The organism is Streptomyces sp. NPDC104106 (assembly GCF_055584345.1).
This window is the reverse complement of sequence record NZ_JBVJMF010000026.1, coordinates 1-19,924: the sequence shown is the minus strand read 5'-3', so window position 1 is coordinate 19,924 and position 19,924 is coordinate 1. Positions and strand designations below refer to the sequence as shown.

13 protein-coding genes and 1 pseudogene are annotated in these 19,924 nt (G+C 72.8%); 4 read left to right on the top strand and 10 right to left on the bottom strand.

Annotated elements, in window-relative coordinates:
* Positions 1-65: 65 nt before the first annotated feature.
* The 3 genes from ACZ60X_RS38745 to ACZ60X_RS38735 are packed head-to-tail and all read left to right on the top strand — an operon-like array spanning position 66 to position 3,858.
* A complete protein-coding gene (locus tag ACZ60X_RS38745; protein ID WP_469609264.1) occupies positions 66-1,517 on the top strand; it encodes an NDP-hexose 2,3-dehydratase family protein in 1,452 nt (483 codons plus the stop codon).
* A 29-nt stretch (positions 1,518-1,546) separates the two neighbouring features.
* The gene (locus tag ACZ60X_RS38740; RefSeq protein WP_469609261.1) at positions 1,547-2,320 is read left to right on the top strand and encodes a thioesterase II family protein; all 774 of its coding nucleotides are present in this window, start codon (positions 1,547-1,549) and stop codon (positions 2,318-2,320) included.
* Between the two features lie 20 nt (positions 2,321-2,340).
* Positions 2,341-3,858, top strand: coding sequence for an FAD-binding oxidoreductase (locus ACZ60X_RS38735; RefSeq protein WP_469609258.1), 1,518 nt, complete (start codon positions 2,341-2,343; stop codon positions 3,856-3,858).
* 70 nt (positions 3,859-3,928) lie between these two features.
* Here the strand turns inward: ACZ60X_RS38735 and ACZ60X_RS38730 are convergent, their stop codons facing one another.
* Together ACZ60X_RS38730 and ACZ60X_RS38725 are read right to left on the bottom strand one after the other, a co-directional pair.
* Entirely contained in the window at positions 3,929-5,197 is a 1,269-nt protein-coding gene (locus ACZ60X_RS38730; protein ID WP_469609256.1) for a nucleotide disphospho-sugar-binding domain-containing protein, read from the bottom strand.
* Positions 5,198-5,290: 93 nt separating this feature from the next.
* Positions 5,291-6,490 carry a nucleotide disphospho-sugar-binding domain-containing protein gene (locus ACZ60X_RS38725; protein ID WP_469609253.1) on the bottom strand — a complete coding sequence of 400 codons (1,200 nt, stop codon included), beginning with the start codon at positions 6,488-6,490 and terminating at the stop codon, positions 5,291-5,293.
* 200 nt (positions 6,491-6,690) lie between these two features.
* On the opposite strand from ACZ60X_RS38725, the gene ACZ60X_RS38720 reads away from it, so the two are divergent.
* On the top strand, positions 6,691-7,311 hold the full coding sequence (locus tag ACZ60X_RS38720) for a TetR/AcrR family transcriptional regulator (RefSeq protein WP_469609249.1): 621 nt from the start codon (positions 6,691-6,693) through the stop codon (positions 7,309-7,311).
* Here ACZ60X_RS38720 and ACZ60X_RS38715 read toward each other — a convergent pair.
* From ACZ60X_RS38715 to ACZ60X_RS38680, 8 genes and pseudogenes are all read right to left on the bottom strand, one after another.
* Entirely contained in the window at positions 7,308-9,167 is a 1,860-nt protein-coding gene (locus ACZ60X_RS38715) for a 2-oxo acid dehydrogenase subunit E2 (protein ID WP_469609247.1), read from the bottom strand. The genes ACZ60X_RS38720 and ACZ60X_RS38715 overlap by 4 nt on opposite strands.
* On the bottom strand, positions 9,164-9,391 hold the full coding sequence (locus ACZ60X_RS38710; RefSeq protein WP_469609245.1) for a phosphopantetheine-binding protein: 228 nt from the start codon (positions 9,389-9,391) through the stop codon (positions 9,164-9,166). The genes ACZ60X_RS38715 and ACZ60X_RS38710 overlap by 4 nt, the downstream gene beginning before the upstream one ends.
* A complete protein-coding gene (locus tag ACZ60X_RS38705; RefSeq protein WP_469609243.1) occupies positions 9,388-11,289 on the bottom strand; it encodes an HAD-IIIC family phosphatase in 1,902 nt (633 codons plus the stop codon). Before ACZ60X_RS38705 ends, ACZ60X_RS38710 begins: the two co-directional genes overlap by 4 nt.
* Entirely contained in the window at positions 11,286-12,314 is a 1,029-nt protein-coding gene (locus ACZ60X_RS38700; RefSeq protein ID WP_469609241.1) for a 3-oxoacyl-ACP synthase III family protein, read from the bottom strand. Before ACZ60X_RS38700 ends, ACZ60X_RS38705 begins: the two co-directional genes overlap by 4 nt.
* 55 nt (positions 12,315-12,369) lie before the next feature.
* Positions 12,370-13,881, bottom strand: a complete 1,512-nt coding sequence (locus ACZ60X_RS38695; RefSeq protein WP_469609239.1) for an FAD-dependent monooxygenase — start codon at positions 13,879-13,881, stop codon at positions 12,370-12,372.
* A 10-nt stretch (positions 13,882-13,891) separates the two neighbouring features.
* Positions 13,892-14,086, bottom strand: coding sequence for a hypothetical protein (locus ACZ60X_RS38690; RefSeq protein ID WP_469609237.1), 195 nt, complete (start codon positions 14,084-14,086; stop codon positions 13,892-13,894).
* A 125-nt stretch (positions 14,087-14,211) separates the two neighbouring features.
* Positions 14,212-18,714, bottom strand: a pseudogene (locus ACZ60X_RS38685) (type I polyketide synthase); the annotation flags it as partial.
* 65 nt (positions 18,715-18,779) lie between these two features.
* A partial coding sequence (locus ACZ60X_RS38680; RefSeq protein ID WP_469609234.1) for a beta-ketoacyl reductase occupies positions 18,780-19,924 on the bottom strand: 1,145 nt, incomplete at its 5' end.

The following is a 19,924-nucleotide window of genomic DNA, read 5'->3' as shown; positions in this document are numbered from 1 at the left end:
GTTTTAGCGGGAGTTTAAAGAGGGGAGGGACGGTGGTCCCCGACGCTTCTGCAGAGAGGTACATCATGAGCGCAGCCCTCCGCCGGCCGGCCGCGCCGCCCGAGGCCCTTCCCGATGGCGTCCGGGTCATGCGGTCGGGTCTGGCCACTCGGGGTGTGGCGACGACGAACGAGGAGTTCGCGGCGTGGCTCGCCGCACGCGAGACGACCGACCGGATGACGGTCCGGCAGGTCCCGCTGGCGGACCTGGAAGGCTGGCACTTCACCGCCGGCAACGACGCGCTGGTGCACGACAGCGGCAAGTTCTTCAGCATCCAGGGCGCGGACATCGACGTGGGCGGCCCTCGTCCGCGGTCCTGGCAGCAGCCCCTCATCAACCAGGCCGAGATCGGCATACTCGGCCTGCTGGCCAAGGAGTTCGACGGCGTCCTGCACTTCCTGATGCAGGCCAAGATCGAACCGGGCAACCGCCGCCCGCTCCAGCTCTCCCCGACCGTGCAGGCGACCCGGAGCAACTACACCAAGGTGCACGGCGGGGCGTCCGTCCCGTACCTGGAGCACTTCCTGCAGACGGGCCGGGGCCGGGTGATCGCCGATGTGCTCCAGTCCGAGCAGGGCGTGTGGTTCCTGGGCAAACGCAACCGGAACATGGTCGTCGAGACCACCGACGACGTCGAGGTCCGCGACAACTTCCGCTGGCTGACCTACGGGCAGATCCGGCGGCTGCTGGCCGAGCCGAACCTGATCAACATGGACTCCCGGACCGTGCTCGCGAGCCTGCCGCTGGCCGTGCAGGGCGCACCGCGGACACCCACGCCCGACGCGCCCGCCCCCGAGTTCGCCGCCGACCTGTGGCGTTCCATGGACGCCACCGACGCCGACGGCCTGCACACCGACCTGGAGATCGCCGGCTGGCTCAACGACGTACGGGTCGACTCCGAGTTCCACGTCGGGCGGGTCGGGTTGGCCGGGCTGCGGGGCTGGCGGCTGTCCCGGGAGGACATCGCTCACCACGAGGGCAAGCACTTCCGCATCATCGGCGTCTCGGTGAGCGGCCGGCGCGAGGTCGACAGCTGGCACCAGCCCCTGCTCGCGCCCGCCGACACCGGTGTCGCCGCCTTCCTGACCCGCCGTATCGACGGGGTGCTGCACGTGCTGATGCGCGCGGCCGTGGAGCCGGGGTTCCGGGACGTCGTCGAACTCGGCCCCACCGTCCAGTGCAACCCGGGCACCTACGCCGGCCTGCCGCCGGAGCAACAGCCCCGCTTCTACCCCTACGTGCGTCGCGCCGGCGACAACATCCGCTACGACGTGACTCTCTCCGAGGAGGGCGGCCGCTTCTACCACGCCGAGTGCCGCTACCTGGTCGTCGACTGCGGCGACCTGCCGCAGGCCCTGGAGCCGCACCCCGACTTCCGCTGGATGACCGTCCGCCAGTTGCTGGCCTTCGTCCAGCACCGCAACTGCGTCAACGTCCAGGCGCGCACCCTTCTCGCCTGCCTGAACTCGCTGTGGTAGCCGAGGGACGAGACCTTCAGAGGAGAACGATGACGACGGCTTCCGACCTGAGCGCGCACTGGTTCCGGCGGTTCGTGCCGGCGTCGCGGCAGGCCCCCGTGCGGCTGGTGTGCCTTCCGCACGCCGGTGGTTCGGCCAGCTACTACTTCCCGCTCGCGCAGGCACTCGGCGACCGTCTGGACGTGCTGGCGGTGCAGTATCCCGGCCGCCAGGACCGGCGCCACGAGCCCTGCGTCGACGACATCGGGACGCTGGCCGACGCCGTCTTCGATGCGCTGCGGCCCGCGCTCGACCGGCCGGTTGCCCTGTTCGGCCACAGCATGGGCGCCACGCTCGGGTTCGAGCTGGCACGCCGGATCGAGAGGGAGCCGCAGGCCTCGCTGCTGCGGTTGTTCGCCTCCGGGCGCCGTGCCCCCGGGCGGCAGGGCGGGGAGCTGGTGCACTGTCTCGACGACGCCCGGCTGTTCGCGGAACTGGCGAAGCTGAGCGGCACCGACACCCGCGTGCTGGACAACGACGAGATGATGCGCGCGGCGCTTCCGGCCATCCGCGCCGACTACAAGGCCGCCGAGTCCTACCGGCTCACCGAGGACGTGGCGCTGCGCTGCCCGATCACCGCCCTGACCGGTTCGGCCGATCCCAAGACCGCCCTGGACGACGTCCGCGCCTGGGAGCGGCACACGACGGCGGGCTTCGACCTGCACGCCTTCGCTGGCGGCCACTTCTTCCTGGCCGAGCACTGGCAGGACATCGCGCACCTGGTGACACAGGGCCTGGCCGGGCAGGCGGCACAAAGACAGTGAACGACGGAGGAGATGAACGAGTGCCCACTCGCAGAACACTGTTGAAGGGCGGCGCGGCAGGCCTGGCCATGGCGGGCTTCGGCGCGCTGGGGGCCGCCGGTCCGGCGGCCTCGGCCCCCCGGACGGACTGGGAGCGGCTGCGACAGCGGCTGTCGGGTCGTCTGGTACTGCCGCAGGACGCCGACTACACCACCGCCAAGCAGCTGTACTTCACCGCCTTCGACAGCACCCTCCCGGCGGGCATCGCCTACTGCGCCGATGCGCAGGACGTCCGGACGTGTCTGTCCTTCGCCCAGCACCACGGCATCCCGGCCGTCCCGCGCAGCAGCGGGCACAGCTACGGCGGCTACTCCAGCTGTACCGGTCTCGTCATCGACGTGTCCCAGCTCAACGACATCCGGATCGGCGAGCACACCGCGTTCGTGGGGCCCGGGACCCAGCTGGTGGACATCGTCGACGCCGCAGCCTCCCACGACGTGGCACTCGCGGGCGGCATCTGCCCCACCGTGGCCATGGGCGGCTATCTCCAGGGCGGTGGGATGGGCTGGCAGACCCGGGCACTGGGCCTCGGCTGCGACTCCGTGGTGTCCGCCGAGGTGGTGCTGGCCGACGGCACCGTGGTGACCTGCTCCGAGCACGAGGAGCCCGATCTGTTCTGGGCGCTGCGCGGCGGGGGTGGCGGCAACTTCGGGGTCGTCACCCGCTACGAGCGGCGCCACTCCCCGCTGCCGCCGATGGTCAACTACACCGTCGCCTGGACCTGGGACGCCGCGGCGGACGTGGTGGACGGCTGGCAGCGGTGGCTGGCCGAGGACGCGCCCCGCGAGATGGGCGCCCGCTGCCTGATCGGGATGCTCGACTCGGCCCCCGGTGCCACGCCGTTCCTGCTCGCCGACGGCTCCTTCCTCGGCACGCCCGACGCGATCGCACCGCATCTGGACGCGCTGGTCGCGGCGGTCGGCCACGCGCCGGCCGTGCGCACCGTGCAGGACCTCGGCTTCCGCGGCGGCATGATGTCCTGGTTCAAGTGCTCCAATCTGACCGTCGAACAGTGCCATCAGGCCCCGCAGGGCACCCTGCCCCGCAGCGGGTTCACCATCGACCGCTCCCGCTACTTCAAGCAGGACCTGCCGGCGGCGGGGGTGGCGGAGATCCTCGGTGCCTTCGACGCCGACCGGAAGGCCGGGCAGAGCCGCTTCGTGGAGCTGTTCGCCCTGGGCGGGGTCTCGGGGCAGCTCGCGCGGACGGCGACCGCCTACGTGCACCGCGACGCCCGGTTCACCGTGGACATGGCGGTCGCGGTCGCGGGCAACCCGCCCGCCGCCGAGGACCAGGCGGCCGCCCGGGCGTGGATCGACGGCGCCTTCACGGTCGTCGACCGGTACTCGGCGCACGAGACCTACCAGAACTACATCGACCCGGCGCTGCCGGACTGGCGGCAGTCGTACTACGCGGAGAACTATCCGCGGCTGGTGGCGGTCAAGCGGTGCTACGACCCGCACGGCTTCTTCTCGTTCGAGCAGGCCGTCGGCAGCTGACCGCGCGTACGACGAGACCCCGTGCGGGGCCCTGAGAAGGGGGGTCCCGCACGGGGTCTCGCCGTACGCGTCAGACCAGGGCTTCGAGGGCGCGGACGATGTCGGCCGGCGGGACGGCGCTCTCCATCTCCTCGCGCAGCTTGCGTGCCGCCGACCGGAAGGAGGCGTCGGTGAGCACCCGGGTCACGGCGTCCGCGATGTCCGCGGGCTCGGCGTCGGCCGCGTCGAGCACCACGCCCGCGCCGCCGGCCGCGAAGTTGGCGGCGTTGAACGGGTTGTCGGCCGTCTGCGGTATCAGCACCTGCGGCAGCCCCTGGCCGGCCGCGGTCAGCAGCGAACTGGTACCGCCCTGGTTGACGATGGCGTCGCAGGTCGGCATGAACAGGTGCAGGGGGACGTTCTCGGCGATGCGGGCGTTGGCGGGCGGGCTGCCGAGCTTGGCCCGGTCCGGGGCGCTGACGGCCAGGACCATCTCGATGTCCAGGTTCGCGAGCCCGGCCACGACCTTCGGCAGTACGAACGCCTCGTCGCCCGCGAGCGCGGAGGTGGAGGTGCCCCAGGTGACGCAGACCCGGGGGCGCCGCGGGCGGTCGAGGGCCCACCCCGGTACGGCGGCGGCACCGTTGTAGGGCACGAACCGCATGGGCAGCCGCCCGGTGATGCCCGGCAGCTGGAGGCTGGAGGGCCAGGGGTCGACGGTGCGGACCGGGTAGTCGTTGCGGATCTCGGCACCGTACCGGTCGAACAGCTCGGGGAGCCCGGTCGGCCACAGCGGGCGCACCTCGTCGCCGGCGCCGGGCATCCCCTGCAACGGCTGGCTGATCATCCGTGTCACGTCGGGGCCCCAGGTCTGGCGGACCAGCGGGATCCCCAGGGCGGAGGCGACCAGCGGAGCGGCGAACACCATCGAGTCGGTCACGACCAGGTCCGGCCGCCACCGTTCGGCGAACCGGAGCAGGTCCGGTGCCATCCGAACGGCGGCCTCGACGAGCGGGGCCATGGCGGCGTCACGCAGCGACGCCAGTCTGGCGGCCTCCGGGTCGGCGGTGGCCGGTGCGCTCTGCGGGCCGTTCGGGCCGGTCAGGGCGCTGTCGGCCCACTCCTTCGCCGGTGCCTCGATCACCCGCTGACCACCGCGCGAGCGGATCACCCCCTCCATCAGCTCATAGCCGTGGCCCACTTCGACGGCCGGCAGGCCCACTCCGACGACAGCCGGGGTGAGGTCCGGCAGCGCGGCGATCCGCACCTCGTGCCCGGCCGCCCGGAAGGCCCAAGCCAGCGGCACCATGTGGAAGAGCGGTGTGGTCGTCGCGGCGACTGGCAGGAAAAGGATGCGCACGGTGCCCTCCTGAGGCGTCACGGGCGTCGGCAATACGATGGCGTGGTGGTTGGGTGGGGACGGCCCCGGACTTGAGCGGCCGGTGGTGCGGCGTCAGGCGCCGACGAGGGCTTCGAAGGTGCCGACCACGGCGGCGGGCGACGGCATCGCGGCGATCTCCTGGCGGACGCTGTCGGCGGCCGCCCGCATCGCGTCGTCGGTGAGGGCGCGGTGCACCGCGGCGGTGACGGTGGCGGCGTCGAGCGTGGCGGCGTCCAACAGGACCGCCGCACCGCTGGCGTTGAAGCTGATGGAGTTGGTCGGGGTCTCGGACGTCTCCGGCACGAGCACCTGGGGGACCCCGGCGCTGGCCGCGGTGAGCACCGACCCCGTCCCGCCCTGGTTGACGATGGCGTCACAGGTGGGCATGAGCAGGTTGAGCGGCAGGTTCTCGATCAGCCGCACGTTGTCCGGCAGGGTCCCGAGCTTGGCCCGGTCGGTGCTGCTGACGGTGACCGCCAGTTCGATGTCGAGGGGGACCAACGCGTCCACGACGCGCGGCAGCAGGTCCTTGCTGCCGCCGAGCATGCTGGTGGTGGTGCCCCAGGTGACGCAGACCCTGGGACGGTCGGAACGGCGCAGCGCCCACTCCGGGGCGACCGCGGCGCCGTTGTAGGGCACATAACGCCGGGGCAGCCGGCGGGGTGCCCCGAAGGTCTGCAGACTCGTCGGCCACGGGTCGATGGTGTGGGCCGGGTAGTCGTTGCGGACCTCCGCCCCGTACCGGTCGAACAGCTCGACCAGACCGGGCAGCCATTCGTCGCGCTCCGCACCGGTGTTGGGCTGGCCCTGCGCCGGGTGGCCGTAGAGGATGTCGGGACCCCAGATGTTGCGGGCGAGCGGGATGCCGAGGGCCCCGCAGAGCAGCGGTGCGGCGAACACCACCGGGTCGGTGATCACCAGGTCGGGACGCCAGTGCCCGGCGAACCGCAGCAGGTCGGGCGCCATCCGGTGGGCCAGGTCGACCAACGGCAGGGAGCGCCTGCGGCCCAGTTCGCGGCGTTCCTCGGGCGACAGGGCGGCGAGTTCGGCGGCGTTGAACCGGTTGCCCTGCGGCAGCGCCGCCATCGCGCCCATGAAGTCGTATCCGTCGCCGATCTCGACCGGCGACAGCCCGGTGGAGACGATCGCCGGGGTGAGCGCCGGCTGTGAGGCGACCCGCACTTCGTGCCCGGCGGCGCGGAACGCCCAGGCGAGGGTCACCTGATGGTACAGGTGGCTCGCGACGGGCAGCGTGGTGAACAGGACGCGCATGGCAAGCCCCCAGGAGACGTACGACCGGACACGCCCAGTGCATCCGCTCCGCCTAAACGGCCCCTGAAATGCCCCGGCGAATGCCCCGGCGCCCGGGCGTCGCCGGCGCCCTGCCGGTGTCCCGGGTGTTCCTGCAGTATCCGTGCTTGCCGAGTCCGCAACAACTTGCTGTTCCCGCAGGAGCGTGCGACGCTGGCGTGGTGACGGAATCGGTTCGGGACATCAAGGCGGCCGCGGTTCGCAGGACGCTCAGCGAGGCGGCGCTCAGCCTTGCGATGGAGCGCGGCTGGGACAGCGTCCGGGTCGAGGACATCGCGGCCAGGGCCGGGATGTCCACCCGCTCGTTCAGCAACTACTTCCGCAGCAAGAACGAGGCGCTGTACGCGGTGGACCTCGACCGGTCGGCCGCGATCCGTGAGCACCTGCGCGCGCGCCCCGACGACGAACCGCTGCTGGAGGCCGTCGTCAACGCCATGCTCGCCGCGTTGGTGGCCGACGCCAACGTCGACCGTGACCTGGTCACCAAGGTGCAGCTCGCCGTCGCGGCCTCCCCGCTGGGCGGTGAGTACCTCAAGGCGCACGCCGCGCGGGAGGCCGCGCTCGCCGCCGGGATCGCAGAACGGCTCCGCGTCGACGTGCACACCGACATCTACCCCCGGCTGCTGGCCGCGATGGTGGGCAGCGCGGTCCGGGTCGCGATCGAGTTCTGGGCCGAGACGCCCCGGGACGTCCCCCTGACGGAGATGATCCGCACCACTTTGGAGCGGATCGCCCCCGCGCTGCCCGCGCCGGACACGCAGCCGCCCGGCGACAGGCCCTAACGTCCCGCGCCGCCGCGCAGCCGGGCCAGCCGGTAGAGCAGACCGAGGGTGAGCGCCGCGGGCAGGTTGCCGCCGCGGATCCCCAGCAGTGAGCGGATCAGCCACAGCTGTGTCTCGACCGCGTGCGCCGGGGCGCCGTGCACGTCGTCGTGGGTGAGGCTGTCGAAGTCCCGCACGTGTGCCCGCAACAGGTCGACATCGCAGCTCGGGATGATCTCGTCGCGGGTGCACGCCACATAGCGGACCGGGATGGTCAGTGCCGCGAGTTCCCCGGGCCGCAGCGCCCACGACCGCATCTCCTCCAGTGCGGCGTCGGGCTTACGGCCGGTGAGATGAGCCAGGGTGTCCACCGTGATCCGGGGAAGGGCGGCCTGCCAGTCCCGGTCGGTGAAGAAGCCGTTGACCGGCGCTCCGGCGGTCAGCACCGCCTTGATCCGGCTGTCCTCCAGGGCGCAGCGCAGCGCCAGGTGACCGCTGAAGCTCAGCGCGAGCGCGTACGCCTGGGTCACGTCGGCCCGGTCGGCGACTTGGTCCAGCAGACGGGAGAACATCCGCCCGCTGTCCCGGTCGTACGGCAGGGTGTTCTCGCCCACGCTGGGCATCTCGGTGACGATGCCGGCCATGCCCAGCCGCCGGACGGCGGCCAGGGTGGGCCCCCACTGTTCCTTGACGGTCACGATGCCGCCGCTGATGATCAGCACGGGCCGCCTGGTGCCGTCGGACATCCCCGTCGCCCAGGCGGCCACGCGCCCGCCGGGCAGCTCGACCTCCAGCCGTTCGATGTCCGGATCGCTGCGCCGCCACTCGTCGAACGTACGCACCGTCTCCTTCAGCGCCTGCCGTCGCCCGGGTCCGTCGACGAACGGGAACCTGGCCATCGAGTGGTGCCGGCATGCGTCCAGCAGCCGCCCGGAGCCCTCCAGTTGCCGCGCTGAGCGGGTCCATTCAGCGGTCCACGACCCCGAGCCGTCCGCGTCGTGGCGTATCCGGGCCAGCACCTCCTGGTGCCCGGCGACCTTCTGCCCCCGGGTATGCGCGAGCACGAACTGCTTGAGTTCACCGATGTCGTTGGTGCCCGCCGGGCCTTGCGGCTCCCGCGGCACGGCCTCGAACTCCTCCAGGGCGCGCTTGATGTCGGTCAGCAGGTCGGCGGCCTCCGCGCCGTCGATCACCCGGTGGTCGAAGGTCAGGTTCAGCCGCATGACGGGCGCCACCGCCAGCTCGCCGTCGCGCACCACGGCCCGGTCGGCGATCCTGCCGAGGCCGAGCGTGACGGTGGTGCCGCCGACCGAGTGGAAACCGTCCACCGCGCGGTGGGAGAGCGAGGTGACCGCGAAAGTGCCGATGGCGTCGGCCCGGTTGCGCAGCGGGCGGACCCGCGAGCGGTAGGCGGCCTCGCCGAGCGCCCAGGGCAGCTTGCGGATCAGCCGGGCGCCCGCGAACTCCGGCAGTTGGTCGGCGTCGCCGGCGGTGTAGTAGTCCACCTTCCGCTGGATGTCCGCGAGGCTCGCTGTGTGCACGTCGGGGATGACGGCCGACAGCACCACCCGCCGGCCGTTCGTGGTGTGGTCGATGGTGAACTTGCCGTTCACCGAGCCGAAGCGGATCACCTTGGGCCGGACCCCTCGGCTGATCGCCGCGTTCGCCTCCGGGTGGGCCTCCAGGGCGCGGCCCGCCGCGAACAGCACGTAGCTCAGCCACGAGGAGCGGTGACCCTGCGCGCGTGCCTCCGAGCGGTGGGCGCTGATCCGGGTCATGTCGACCTCGGTGTCCAGGTGCACCGGCGCGAACTGACGGATCTCCCGCAGGAAGTACAGGGTGGGACGGCGTTCCCGGGCGACGGGTCCGATCGTCATGCTCCCACCGCCACTCGGTAGATCTCCTCCAGGTTGCCCGCCTCCAGGACATCCGGCAGGGAGATCGTCCGTCCCGTCTGCCGCTCCAGAGCGGTGAGCAGGGTCAGCAGGTGGAGCGAATCCCATCCCGGGACCCGGTCGAGCGGCAGGCCGGCGTCCTCGGCCCCGAGCGGCAGCCCGAGTTCGTCGCGCACCAGGACCATGAAGTCGTCGATGGTCGTCAACTGCTTGTCTCCTCGGACGTGTCGGGGGAGCGGGTGAACCGGATGTGCGCGGGCGGCGCCGGGATGTCCGCGAGGTTGTGGCGGAAGACGGCGCCGTCGTCCGTCTCGACCGGAAGGAAGCCGTGGTCCGGGTAGAAGTCCCGCACTCCGGCGTTCTTCGGTCCGGGCACGAACACGGCCTCGACCGCGTGCGCCCCGGCGGCCTTCGCGTCCGCCAGCACGGCGCTCAGACACGCGGTCTCGATGCCCCGGGAGAACACCCGGCAGCTGAGCAGAAAGTTGTCGATGTGCACGGTGCCCGCTTCGGCCCGGGTGAAGACGACACCGACCAGTCCGTTGTCGCCGAAGCGGTCCGCGGCGCGAATGATGAGGACTTCGGTGCCGGGACCGGCTGCCGCCGCCCGCACCTGGGCCGGCTGGAGCCGTCGGCCGGTCATGTTGAACTGGTTCGTGCGCAGCGTCAGTTGTGCCGCACGGGCGGCCTCGTCGTCGGTCATGGGCGCGAACCGCACCTGTATGTCCAGTCCGCGAAGATAGTCGGTGACCGAGTCGAACGAGGTGCGGAACGTCTGCCGGTCCAGCTCCTGCCTGTATCGGGCGGGACGGGCACGGTCGTCCGCGTTCAGCTCGCGGGTGTCGAACCAGCCGTCGTACAGCAGCCGTTCGATGTGCCGGGCGGGCTCCTCGTCCAGCCGTACCACCGCCACCTCGGGCAGTGCGTGCCGGACCAGCCCGCACTCGAAGGCGCTGTCGTCGGCGAAGACGAAGGAGTCCACGCCGATGTTGAGGGCCGTCGCCAGCTCGGTGAGGTTGTCGGGTTTGGGGCGCCAGTTCGCCGTGACCCGTACGAAGTCGTCAGGACGGAGGACCATCCCGGGGTGGTCGCGCAGTACCTCGGCGACCGGCTCCGGCTCGTTCTTGCTCACCACGGCCAGCAGCACGCCCTGGGACCCCAGCTGTCCGACCACCCGCTGGAACGCCTCGAACGCCTTCCCGCGCGGGGTGCCGCCCAGCTCGATGCCGCCCGCGCCGTCGTCCCCGAGCACACCGCCCCACAGGGTCCCGTCCAGATCGCACACCAGCGCCTTGCGGGTCCGCCCGGTGAGGTGCCGGGCCAGGTGGCCGATCTCGCGGGCGTACCGGGCCAGCAGGGCCGGGGACAGGCCGACCCCGGCGTAGCGGCCCAGCCGCGCGTCCTCGGCCGGGATGCCCTCGGCGAGCAGCGGGTCCAGATCCAGGGTGATCAGTGCGGGCAGTTCCTCGCTCAGAGCCAGCAGCCGGGCGTTGGCGGCCCGCCAGACGGCGCCCAGCCGGGCGCGGGAGCGGTAGTCCACCAGCTGTGCCGTGAACCGCCGGGGCAGGGGCAGGGTGTTGAGGACCAGTGTGCCGCGGCCGCGCCGGACGAAGCGGGCCGCCAGGTCCCCGATCATCGCGACCTTGTCCTCCAGCACCCGCTCGGCGTCCGCGGCGGTCCACGGCAGGGGGACCTCGTCGAAGACCACCTCCGGGTCCAGCACACACAGCACGAGGTCGGCGTCGGCCGCGTACAGCCCGCTGTCCGGATCGCCGAGGTCGAAGACGTAGGCGTCGAAGCCGGACAGCCGGGGCCGGGTCAGCAGGCCGTGGCGGGCCAGCTCGGCGGTCAGCGGGGGAACCAGGGTGCCCAGCGTCCGGTGCCCGGTGACCGCGATGCGGAGCACAGGGGTGGCCGGGTGGTGGCGCAGCACCTCATCGGGGTCGAGCCGGGCCAGCACCTGCCCGGCCCTGACCAGCTCGGTGTCGGTGAGATCCGCGAGCAGCCCGCGGACCAGCGGGTAGTCGGCGGCGAGCCGCCCGGACGCCTGCAGTTCGGCCACCGCACGCGCCGAGGGGGCGGCCTGGGCCGTGCCGGCGGTCACCGTGCCACCCTTTCCAACGCGTATCCGGCCTTGATCCACTTGCTGGACTCGACGGCCACGCCGACCGCGCGGTCCCCGCTGATCATGCGGGGCAGCAGCCGTTCGAGCTGGAAGAACGGCAGGGCGTTGCCCGTGTTGCCGGTCTCCCGGATGCAGCTCACCTGCTGGGCGTCCGGCACATCGAGCCGGGCATGGATCTCGTCGGTCATCCGGCCGGACAACTGCGGCGGCAGCACGTAGTCCAGCGCTTCGCGCTCCCAGTCGAGCGCGCCGAGCACCTCGTCCAGGGTCTCGACCGCCAGCGGCGGCACCGAGTCATGGACCGCCTGGTAGTCCTCGACGGCGGCGGGCCGGCCGAGGTGCCGGTCGGCCGCGCCGAACCAGGTCAGGGTCTGTCCCGGCGGCCGGCCCCGGCCGACGCAGCGCACCTGCGTCCAGCGCAGCGCGACCGGCTCCGCAGACGGCTCGGTGCGCAGCACCGCCGCCCCGGCACCGTCACCGAACAGCACGCCGTTGACCTGCTCCTCGGGCGGCAGCTCGGTGACGTCCAGCGTCAGGTCGAAGTGCTTGGCGCAGGAGTCGGCACCGATGACCAGCGCGGTGCGGAACATGCCGGAGCCGAGCATGTGCCGGGCGACGTCCAGCGCCTGCACCGCGCCGGCACAGCCCGACTGGAGCTGGTAGCCGGGAACCCCGTCGATGCCCAGCCGGTCGGCGACCACGTTCACCGTGGCAGGCATCAGCATGTCCGGCGAGGAGGTGCCCATGACGACGAGGTCGACCTCGGACGCGGTGATCCCGGCGGCCGTCAACGCCCGCTCGGCCGCCGTCACCGCGAGGTCGGCCAACGTGGAACGGACCTCGCCCGAGTCCAGGTCGACCGAGTAGTACCGCACAGGGGTATCGATGAAGGTGCCCACCCACTGCTCCCACACCCGGGGCAGCTTGAACCGTCGGGCCAGCGTCGGGATGTCCACCGGCGGGCCGGGCAGCGCCGTTCCGACGGAGTGAAAGTACACGTCCATACTCGACCTCTTTTCGCCTGCGACCGTCATGCTGTGCTGCGGCGCTTAAGCGCCGCTAAGGGCCGACCGGCCGCACGGGCTCGCCGAAGAGGGCGGCCAGGGCATCGGACAGGCCCGCAAGGCCGGCTCCGGGCCGCTTCGTCCAGGCGACCCGGCCGTCGGGCCGCAGCAGCACCGCCTCGACCTCCACACCGGGCAGCGGCTGCGCCCGCACCAGGCCCACCAGGCCGTCCGGATCACCCGAGCCGTCCAAACCGTCCAAGCCGCCGAGGCTGTCGTCGCCGAGGCCGCCGAGGTCGAGCAGCACCGCGCGCCCGGACCGCCACGCCGCGGCCAGTGCGGGCACCGCCTGCGCGGCGGCGGCCACGCCCGGCAGCCGTCGGCCGAGCAGCGGATCGGTTCCCGAGTCGTCCTGGGCACCCGCCGCCGGCGCGTAGCGGGTGTCGGTGCCGCCGACCATGGTGACCAGGTACTCGTTGACGGCCGGGAACCTCACCAACTCGGTGAAGATTTCCCGCAAGGGCGTCATCGGGTGCAGCAGGGCCGCCTGCGCACGGGTGGTCAGGCAGGCCCGCGCCCCCACCGGGTGACGCTCGGCGTGGTAGCTGTCGAGCAGCCCGGCCGGCGCCCGCCCGGCCAGGTCCGCCGCGAGCTTCCAGCCGAGGTTCACCGCGTCGTCCATGCCGGTGCTGAGCGCTTGGCCGCCGAGCGGGAAGTGCTGGTGCGCCGCGTCCCCGGCGACGAACACCCGCCCCGCACGGTACCGCTCGGCGAGCCGGGTCGCGTTCGACCAGCGGGCCGACCACAACGGCGCCTCGCCGGTGAACTCGATGCCCGCGAGCCGGCGCACAGCGCCCTGCAGCTCCGCGAGGTCGGGAGACGTGTCCCGGCTGGGCGGCGCCACGCCGAACTCGCCGGTCAGCAACCGGACCGTCTCGGGACCGAGCGGACTGACCGCCAGCAGCCCACCGGGATGCACATGGGCGCCCAACTGCCCGAGCAGAACGCTGTCCGGCTCGACCGCGAGATCGGCGACCGTGCCGTGGAAGGGCTCCTCCTCCCCGTCGAAGGCGATACCGGCAGCACGGCGCACCGTGCTGTCCACTCCGTCGCAGCCGACCAGGTAACAGCTGCTCAGGGTCTGCTCGCCCGCCGGACCGGCGACTCGGGTCCGCACCCTGTGCTGGTCCTGGGTCACACCGAGCACGCGGTGCCCGAAGCGCAGTTGAGCCCCCAGCTCTCGCGCGCGCTCCGCGAGGTGGTGGATCAGCTTGCCGTGCGGGAGGGAGAAGTTGTACGGGTACCGGTCGGCGAGCCGTGCCGGGTCCAGCCAGATGTGCGCGAAGTGGGCCATCGGGAACTCGAAGCCACCCGGGCGGCAGGCGTCCATCAGCCCGCGCATCTCCAGCAGTTCGATGACTCCGGCGTTGATGGCCACGCCCGGCGCCTGCGCGTCGGGCCCGGGACGGCCGTCGAGGACGACGACCTGCGCGCCGGCCAGCCTCAGCTCGCAGGCGAGCATGAGGCCGACGGGTCCGGCGCCGGCGATGACGATGTCGTGCTGCATGAAACGCCTTTCAGGAAGTCTGCTCGCCCGCGTCGGCCGACGCGGCGGACCGGGCGGTCGGAGGGTGTACGGGGATCTGCTGCGAGGTGAGGGTGAATCCGGCAGCGCCGAGGACGGCGGCCTGCGCGCCGGCCAGATCCAGTCCACAGACCCACACGAACAGCCCGACCGGTCCGGTGCCGGCGGTGACCATGTCGTGCCGCATCACGTGCCTTTCAGTTGGTCCTCCCCGCGTACCGCGTCGGTCGACGTGGCGAACCGGGCGGTCGGGGGGGAACGGGGATCTGGTGTGAGGTGAGGGGTCCGGCCGCGCCGAGGACGGCGGCCTTCTCAGGAAGATCCGCCCACCACTTCCGCCGACGCGGCGAGCTTGGCGGGTGAGGGATGGTCGAAGATCTGCTGCGGAGTCACCGTGAGACCGGCGGCGCTGAGCTGCGTGCTCAGTTCCAGAGCGGCCAGCGACGACAGGCCCAGCGCCAACAGGTCGGCGTCCTGCTCCAGCTCGTCGGGCGAGGCCAGACCCAGTGCCTCGGCCGCCTGGACCCGCACCAGGTCCAGCACGAGCGCGAAGCGCTCCGCCGGGTCCGCCGCGGCGAGCCGGGCCGGCAGGCCCGGGTCCACGGCCGGGCCCGGGGCATCGGCCACGGCGAAACCGGGCAGGTCGGCGAAGAGCCGGTCGGACCCAGGCCAGGAGTCCGACCCCGCGTCGAGATCGGCCACCGTCACGTCCTCGGCGCCGGGCAGCACGGCGTAACCCAGGGCGTCGACCGCCACGGCCGGCGCCAACGGCCGCAGGCCGGACAGGGCGTCCCACCGGCCGTCGGTCGCGCGTTCGTCGTCGCAGTCGAGCGGTCCGAACGCCAGCGACACGGCATGTCCGCCACGCTGCCGTCGCCGCCGGGCGACGGCAGCCAGGGCCGCGTGGACCGGGGCCAGGTCACCGGACCCGGGAGCGGCGAGTGTGCCGGGCCCCGACGAGCAGACCACGAACGCCGCCAGGTCGAGGTGCGCGGTGGCTTCGTCGACCGCCGCCGCCACGGCCACCGCCTCCTCGGGCCGTTCGAGGTCGCAGAGGTGGACGACGGCCGTCGGGGGCCACTGCGCGACCAGCCGGGCCAGCGCGTCCGGGTCGTCGGGCCGGCCGGGATCGAGCACCACCTCGACGCCCCGTTCGGCCAGTTCCTCCGGCGGTACGGTGGCCTCCGCGGCGCCCGACAGGACCAGCCGGGCGGCACCGTGCTCGGCCAGCCAGCGGGCTGCATGGCCGCCGAGCACCGTGCCGGCTCCGGTGACCAGGACCGTCCCCTCCGGCCGCCACGGCAGGTCACGGCCGGCGCCGGGCGGGGCGAGGGGTTCCAGCCGCTCGGTGAACAGCCCCGAGCCGCGCACCGCGAGACACCCGTCGGCGGGTGCCGTGGCCAACAGCGCGGCCAGCGGCCGCCCGAGCCCGTCGGGGCCGGCGTCCAGGTCCAGCAGGCCGATCGCGCGTCCTGGGTGCTCGTTCGCGATGACCCGCGCCAGGCCCCGGATCGCCGCGTGGCCCGGCGCCACCGGCGGATCGAGCCTGCCGACCGTCACCGCACCGCTGGTCAGCACCCACAGCGGCGCGTCCACTCCGGCCACCTCCAGGGCGCGGGGCAGCGCGGCGGTCAGCGCCAGGCCACGTTCCGGCTCCGGCGCGAAAGCGAGCAGCGACACGACCGCGCCGACCGGGCCCGCGCCGCCGACCAGCGCGGCGAGATCCTCGCCGGTCCCGGCGGACGCGGGCACCACGACACGGTCCGCGACCTCCCCGAGGGCCTCGCCCACCCGGGCCGGCAGCCCGGCCTCGGCCGGACCGGCGGGCACCAGCAGGACCAGCCGACCGGTCACCGGCGCCGCCGGGACCTCCGCGGCCGGTCGCCAGACGGTCCGGTGGTGCCACTCGGCACGACGCCGATGGGTGACCAGCGCGGGCAGCACCTGTGCCAGAGAGGCCAACTGTGCCTTCGGCAGCCGCAGTGCCCGGCCGAGCACCTCGACGTCCCTCTCCTCGACGGCCGCCCAGAACGCGGCGTCCAGAGCCTGTTGCCCCCGCGCCTGCCCGGTCGACTCGGTCTTCGGATTGAGCCAGTAACCGCGCCGCTGGAACGGGTAGTTGGGCAGCCGCACCGGCGCGGCCCCCAGACCGGCGAACTCCGCCGCCCAGTCCACCGGATGGCCCGCCGCATGCACTTTGGCCGCCGCGAGCAGGGCGGTCTGCGGTTCGGGCCGCCGAGCGCTCATCACCGGCACCACCGTCGCCGGCCGCTCGCCGGCCGCGGAATCGCGCAGAAAGTCACGGGCCAGCGCGGTCAGTACGGCGTCCGGGCCGACCTCGACGAAACAGGTCACTCCGGCCCGGCGCAGAGTGCGCAGGCCATCGGCGAACCGGACCGGGCGCCGGGCGTGCTCCAGCCAGTAGCCGGGGGAGCACAGCTCCTCCGGGTCCGCGAGCTCACCGGTCACATCCGACACCAGCGGGATCGCCGGCCGAGCGAAGTCCACCCGGGCGAGCGCTTCCTCGAACTCGCCGAGGACGTCGTCCATGTGCGAGGAGTGGAAGGCGTGACTGACGGCGAGCCTCCGGACCCGCCGTCCCTCGGCCCGCCAGTGCGCGGCGATCTCCAGCACGGCCTTCTCGTCCCCGGAGATCACCGTCGCCCTGGGACCGTTGACGGCCGCGACCGACACCTGATGCGCCCGGTCGGCCAGGATGGCCAGCACCTCGTCCTCCGCCGCCTCGACGGCGGCCATCGCGCCGTCCGCCCGCGCCCGCTGCATCGCACGCGCCCGCGCGACGACCAACTCGGCCGCGGCGGGCAGGTCGATCATCCCGGACACGTGCGCGGCGACCAGTTCGCCGATCGAGTGCCCCAGCAGGAAGTCCGGCCGCACGCCCCAGTGAGCGAGCAGCCGGAACAACGCCGTCTCCACGGCGAAGATCGCCAGCTGCGCGTACTGGGTCCGGTGCAGCAGCTGGGCGTCCGGGTGGTCCTTGCCCGCGAACAGCAGCGGGCACAGCGGACGGTCCAGGTGCCGGTCCAGCTCCCCACAGACCTCGGCCAGGGCCTCGGCGAACACCGGTTGGGCCACGGTGAGGGCCCGACCCATCTCGGCGCGCTGACTGCCCTGGCCGGTGAACAGAAAGGCGAGTCGGCCCGGCTCGGCCGCGGCCCGGTCCACCACCACATTGCCGGGCAGCAGGTCCCCCCGGGCCAGCGCCTCCAGAGCGCGGGTCACCTCGCTGCGCTCCGTGCCGACCACCACCGCGCGATCCCGGAGCGCCGACCGGGTGGTGGCGAGCGAGTACGCCACGTCCAGGGGACGGGGCGCGGGATCGGCGGTCAGTCGCGCCGCCAGTTCGCGGGCCGCCTCCCGCAGCGCCTTCTCGCCGCGGGCCGACAACACCAGTGGTATCGGCCGGGCCGGCGCGTCGGGCGGCGCCGCCGGGGCCGGTTCGGGGTTCTCGGGTGCCTCCTCGACGATGACGTGCGCGTTCGTGCCGCTGACGCCGAAGGAAGATACCCCGGCGCGACGCGGGCCGTGCTCCGTCGGCCACGGTCGGGCCTCGGCCAGCAGCGCGACGTTGCCGCTCGTCCAGTCCACGTGCGGGCTCGGCTCGGCGGCGTACAAGGTCTTCGGCAGGACCCCGTGCCGTATGGCCTGGACCATCTTGATCACCCCGGCGACCCCGGCGGCCCCCTGCGTGTGACCGATGTTGGACTTGACCGAGCCGAGCCACAGCGGCCGGTCGTCGGGTCGGTCCTGGCCGTAGGTGGCCAGCAGCGCCTGCGCCTCGATCGGGTCGCCGAGGACGGTGCCGGTGCCGTGCCCCTCGACCACGTCCACGTCCACCGGGTCCAGCAGGGCATCGGCCAGGGCCTGCCGGATGACACGCTGCTGGGCGGGGCCGTTCGGCGCGGTCAGCCCGTTGCTCGCCCCGTCCTGGTTCACCGCGGACCCGCGCAGTACCGCCAGCACCGGGTGGCCGTTGCGCCGCGCGTCGGAGAGCCGCTCCAGCAGCAGCAGGCCCACGCCCTCGCCCCAGCCGGTGCCGTCCGCCGCCGCGGCGAACGACTTGCACCGCCCGTCCGGCGCCAGGCCGCGCTGCCGGCTGAAGTCCACGAACACGCCCGGCGTCGCCATGACGGTCACCCCGCCCGCCAACGCCAGCCCACAGTCCCCGGCACGCAGGGCCCGCGCCGCCAGGTGCATCGCCACCAGCGACGACGAGCACGCCGTGTCCACGGTGACCGCCGGACCCTCCAGACCGAACGTGTAGGCGATCCGCCCGGACGCGACGCTGCTCGCACTCCCCGTGCCGAGATAGCCCTCGAACCCGTCCGGAATGCGCTCCATCAGCCGGGCGGCGTAGTCGTCGTACAGGACACCGGCGAAGACGCCGGTGCGGCTGCCGCGCAGCGAGACCGGGTCGATCCCCGCGTTCTCGAACGCCTCCCAGCTCGTCTCCAGCAGCAGCCGCTGCTGCGGGTCGATCGCCAGGGCCTCGCGCGGACTGATCCCGAAGAACTCCGGATCGAAGTCGGCGGCGTCATGGAGGAAGCCGCCGGCACGGGTGTAGCAGGTGCCGGTCCGGTCCGGGTCGGGGTGGTAGAGGGCATCGAGGTCCCAGCCCCGGTTGTCCGGGAAGGACGAGACCGCGTCCATGCCGTCCGCCACCAACCGCCAGAGGTCCTCGGGTGACCGCACGTTGCCCGGAAACCGGCAACTCATCGCCACGATGGCGATCGGCTCGCGCTGCGCGGCCTCCACCTGCGCGAGCCGTCGGCGGGTCTCCTTCAGCTCGGCGGTCGTCCACCTGAGGTAATCGACGACCCGCTGTTCCTTCTCACTGTCCATGGGAGCAGGTCCTCCGCTCATCGTTCGTCCAGCTCTGACAGTCCCAGCTCCTCGTCGAGGACGTCGAACAGCTCGGCGTCGGTCACCGACGTCAGATCGTCGTCGTCACCGGCCGCCGTCGTCGTGCCCGGCGTCGCGGTCACCCGCAGCAGCAGCGCCCTCAGCCGGGCACCGAGCCGGCCCCGGCCCGCGTCGTCCAACTCGGCGGCTGCCAAGGCAGCTTCGAGCCGTTCCAGCTCCGTGTGCAGCGGCACCTGCCGAGCCGTGCCGCCGCCGTCCAGCTGTTCACCGAGGTGGCTCGCGATCGCCACGGCGCTGGGATGGTCGAAGACCAGCGTGGTGGACAGCCGCAGGCCTGTCGCGGCCGACAGCTGGTTGCGCAGGCTGACGGCGCTGAGCGAGTCGAAGCCCAGTTCCTTGAGCGCCTGCCGGGGCGCGATCCTGGCGGCGGAATCATGGCCCAGTACGGCGGCGACGTGCGTCCGGACCAGGTCCAGCAGCACCTGTTCCCGCTTGCGCTCGTCCAGCCCCCTGAGCCGCTCGGCCAGCTCCGCTCCCCCCGTCCCGGCCTGCCGGACCCGAACGGGCACCAGCCGGTCGAGGAGGGGAGGCAGCGTGCCCTGGCGCGCGTGCCGGCGCAGGGCGGTGCGATCGACCTGCGTGAGGACGAGGTGGGGGTGGCGGGGGGCTTGGAGCGCGGCGTCGAAGAGGGCGAGGGCGTCGGTGGGTGTGAGGGCGGTGAGTCCGGTGGCGGTGAGGCGTTGGTGGTCGGTGTCGGTGAGGTTGGTGGTCATGGTGCTGGGGTCGGTCCACAGTCCCCAGGCGAGGCTGGTGGCGGGTTGGTTGTGGTGGTGGCGGTGGTGGGCGAGGGCGTCGAGGTAGGTGTTGGCGGCGGCGTAGTTGGCTTGTCCGGGGGTGCCGAGGGTGCCGGCGGCGGAGGAGAAGAGGATGAAGGCTTGTAGGTCGTGGTCCTGGGTGGTGTGGTGCAGGTTCCAGGCGGTGTCGATTTTGGCGGTGAGGACGGGGTGGAGGTGTTGGGGGGTGAGGTTGGTGAGGGTGGTGTCGTGGAGGGTGCCTGCGGTGTGGATGACGGCGGTGAGGGGGTGTTCGGGTGGGATGTTGCTGATGAGTTGTGTGAGGGCGTGGAGGTCGCTGGCGTCGC

Coding starts and splice junctions, on each gene's coding strand:
- ACZ60X_RS38745 (WP_469609264.1), top strand. CDS start 66: ATGAGCGCAGCCCTCCGCCGGCCGGCCGCGCCGCCCGAGGCCCTTCCC.
- ACZ60X_RS38725 (WP_469609253.1), bottom strand. CDS start 6,490: ATGCGCGTCCTGTTCACCACGCTGCCCGTCGCGAGCCACCTGTACCAT.
- ACZ60X_RS38690 (WP_469609237.1), bottom strand. CDS start 14,086: ATGCGGCACGACATGGTCACCGCCGGCACCGGACCGGTCGGGCTGTTC.
- ACZ60X_RS38715 (WP_469609247.1), bottom strand. CDS start 9,167: ATGACGATCGGACCCGTCGCCCGGGAACGCCGTCCCACCCTGTACTTC.
- ACZ60X_RS38700 (WP_469609241.1), bottom strand. CDS start 12,314: ATGGACGTGTACTTTCACTCCGTCGGAACGGCGCTGCCCGGCCCGCCG.
- ACZ60X_RS38695 (WP_469609239.1), bottom strand. CDS start 13,881: ATGCAGCACGACATCGTCATCGCCGGCGCCGGACCCGTCGGCCTCATG.
- ACZ60X_RS38740 (WP_469609261.1), top strand. CDS start 1,547: ATGACGACGGCTTCCGACCTGAGCGCGCACTGGTTCCGGCGGTTCGTG.